This window comes from Gemmatimonas sp., assembly GCF_041689975.1.
Taxonomy (GTDB): domain Bacteria; phylum Gemmatimonadota; class Gemmatimonadetes; order Gemmatimonadales; family Gemmatimonadaceae; genus Gemmatimonas.
Genome location: NZ_JBDNFF010000148.1, coordinates 1 through 3,227, shown reverse-complemented (window position 1 = coordinate 3,227; position 3,227 = coordinate 1). Strand labels below are relative to the sequence as shown.

The window sequence follows — 3,227 nt, the reverse complement described above, 5'->3', positions numbered from 1 at the left end:
GCGGGCCACCCTGCGGGCCACCCTGCGGGCCACCCTGACGGTTACCAGGCATCATACCGGGGCCCATCTGTCCACCCATCTTCCCGCGCATCGGCGGTCCACTGCGAAACCCCTGGCCGCTTCGGCCACCTTTCCGCACGCCACGCTGTGGCCCGCCACCCTGTGTCATGCCGCCTTGGCGCATGTTGCGCTGGCGCCGGGCGCCGCCGCGGTTCCGCATCTGCTGGCGCATGTTGTCCACCGTGGTCCTCTGCGCCGGCGTGAGCACGGCCCGCGCATCCTGCTGCGTTTTGATCCGAGCGAGCATCTGATCGTTGCGCAAGCGGCTGAGCTTATCGAGTGCGGCGCGCGCACCGGCAAGGTTTCCGTCGCCCTGCGTGGCATCGAGCAGATCGGCCTGTGCGCACATCATGTCGGTAGCATTCGACTTTGGTGCCGGCGCCGCCTGCAACGCTTCGAGACGCGTCACCTGATCGTCGGTGAGTTCGAGCGGCATACGAGCGCGCAGCAACATGGCGGCCGGATGTCCGCCGCCCCGACCACCGCGGTCACCGGGACCACCGTCGCGCGCGCTCGGTCCAACCTGTGCACTGACGGGGCCAGCCGCGCCGGGAGTGGGTGCCGCCGGTCGAGGACGCGGTGCAGGACGCTGCGCGGGAAGCGTCTGCGCCAAAAGCAGCGCCGGAACGAATGCGCTTATAGCGAGGGCGAGTGCAACGGAACGAGAATGTGTGTTTCGCGTTTGATCTATTTCCAGTGTGGGCCACGTTCGCCGAGACTGGCGCCCGCTTCACCCCATTGGACGAGGCGGCAGATCCGACGTTAAGGCGCTACAGAGGCGCATCTCATTTCGAGAATCCGATCCAACGGGATGACCCACTATTGCGTCACGGGGTAGACGCTTCATGCGCGACGGTGCACTCTCGTCTGCTCCATCGTGTCCGATTCACCGGCGTGACCGCCATGCCGACCCCCGCCCCCGCCCCGACCACTCCGTGGGAAACTGGTTCGAATCCGTCACCACTTTGCTCTTCAAGTATCCTCCGCGCGTTTTCACGCGGGGTGATCTGGTCGTGGCACCGGTCGTGCCGGTCCTGATCGTAAGTGCGGTGGCCGCGATCGTCTTGCTTATCGTGATTGTGGCATACGCCCGCGTGCGCACGCTGCGTCCGACGGATCGTGCGATTCTCGCCACTCTGCGCGCCGCCGCGCTGTTGCTGGTGATCGGTTGTCTTTTGCGCCCCGGGCTCGTGATTGCGTCGGCGGTCCCGCAACGCAACGTGCTGGCCGTGATCATGGACGATTCGCGCAGCATGCGCATTCGTGATGTGGGCGACGGCACCCGGACGGCGGCGGTGCAGCGCGTGTTCGCCGACACCGCGCAGCTGTCGAAGCAGTTGGCGGAGAAGTTCGCGATTCGTCGCTTCCGCTTTGCGGCCGATGCCTCGCCGATCGCCGGCACGGCGGCGCTCAAGGCGAACGGAACGCGCTCGGATCTCGCGCAGGCGTTGAACGATGTACGGGAAGACTTGAATGGCATGCCGCTGGCCGGTGTGGTGATCGTGACCGACGGTGCCGACAACGGCAGTGGTGCCCTCGATGACGCGCTCGTGGCCTTGCGCGCGCGTCGCGTACCGGTATTCACCGTTGGCGTGGGCACGGAGCGGTTCGAACGTGATGTGGCAATAGAGCGCGTGCAGGCGCCACGCCGCACACTCGCCGGCGCATCGAGTGTAGTGGAAGCTGACGTGCGCATCCGCGGCGCTGGTCGCGATCCGGTGCAGATCACGGTGGAGGCCGATGGACGTGTGGTGGCGACTGAAGCCGCGCGCGCGGGAGAGAAGGGTGATCTCACCACCGTGCGCTTCCGCATTCCGCCCCTTGATCCGGGTGTACATCGCATTGCCGTGCGCGCCAAGGCGCTGCCCACCGAGATCGTCACGGAAAACAACGAGTGGCAGACGAGCATCGACGTGCGCGCCGGCCCCGATCGCATTCTGTATCTGGAAGGGGAACCGCGACCCGAGTTCGCGTTTCTGCGTCGCGCTGTGTCCAGCGACAGCGCAGTGCAGGTGGTCGGCCTCATGCGCAGCGCCGAACGCAAGTTTCTGCGATTGGGTGTGCGCGACAGTCTCGACCTGCTCGGTGGATTCCCGACCAGTCGCGAAGAGCTCTTCAGCTATCGTGCGATCATTCTGGGCAGCATCGAAGCGTCGTTTTTCACCACCGACCAACTGCGCATGCTGGCTGACTTTGTGAGTCTGCGCGGTGGTGGCCTGATGGTGTTGGGCGGTCGCGCCTCGCTTTCGGAAGGCGGCTACGCGGGCACGCCACTGGCCGATGTACTGCCAGTAACGATCTCCGCCGGCAGCATCAACGTGGATGGTCCGGCCACGCCGGTTCTGGTGCGCCCCACGCGTGCGGGTGAAGTACACGCCGCTTTGCAGTTGCGCTCCACGTTGGCATTGTCGCGTACGCGCTGGGATTCGCTGCCGGCACTCACCACGGTGAACCGAGCAGGCGCGCTGCGCGCCGGTGCCACGATGCTGCTGGCCGGTACGGCGGAAGGCGGGCGCAGCGACATGCCGATTCTGTCGTGGCAGCGGTACGGACGCGGTATGAGCGCCGTGTTCGGCGTGCAGGACAGCTGGTTGTGGAAAATGGACACGTCGATTCCGGTGGAGGACGTCACGCACCAAACGCTGTGGCGTCAGCTGGTGCGCTGGATCGTGGAAGACGCGCCGGCGCCGTTCGAAATCAATGCCTCGCCGTCGCGCGTGGCGCCGGGTGAGCCGGTGTCGCTGCGCGCCCGGGTGAGCACGCCGTTCTTCACCGATGTGAACGATGCCACGGTGACGGTCACGGTCACGTCGCCCACCGGCACCACGCAAAGCGTGCCACTGGAATGGACGTTGCGCGACGACGGCACCTACGCGGCCCGCTTCACGCCGAACGATACGGGCCGCTACGTGATCGAGGCCGTGGCCCAACGTGGCCGTGACTCCGTACAGACGGCCACGAGCTCGCTGCTCGTGGATGAGCGCGGGGCCGATGTGGCACAAGCTGAGCTGCGCGCGTCGCTACTGCGCCGTATCGCCGAACAGACCGGTGGTCGTTACTACCCGCTGGCGGACGCCGGCAAGCTGGCCGAAGACGCCGTCTTCACCGAAGCGGGCGTAACGGTGCGCGAGGCGAAGGATCTGTGGGACATGCCCGCGGTATTCCTG

General features: G+C 66.4%; 2 protein-coding genes. One reads left to right on the top strand and one right to left on the bottom strand.

What is annotated here, in order from left to right; genetic code table 11:
- The coding region (locus tag ACESNG_RS09965; RefSeq protein WP_373068796.1) for a Spy/CpxP family protein refolding chaperone at positions 1-673 on the bottom strand (673 nt) is incomplete at its 3' end.
- Positions 674-1,073: 400 nt separating this feature from the next.
- On the opposite strand from ACESNG_RS09965, the gene ACESNG_RS09960 reads away from it, so the two are divergent.
- Positions 1,074-3,227 (top strand): hypothetical protein (locus tag ACESNG_RS09960; protein ID WP_373068794.1); only part of this gene is annotated, 2,154 nt, incomplete at its 3' end.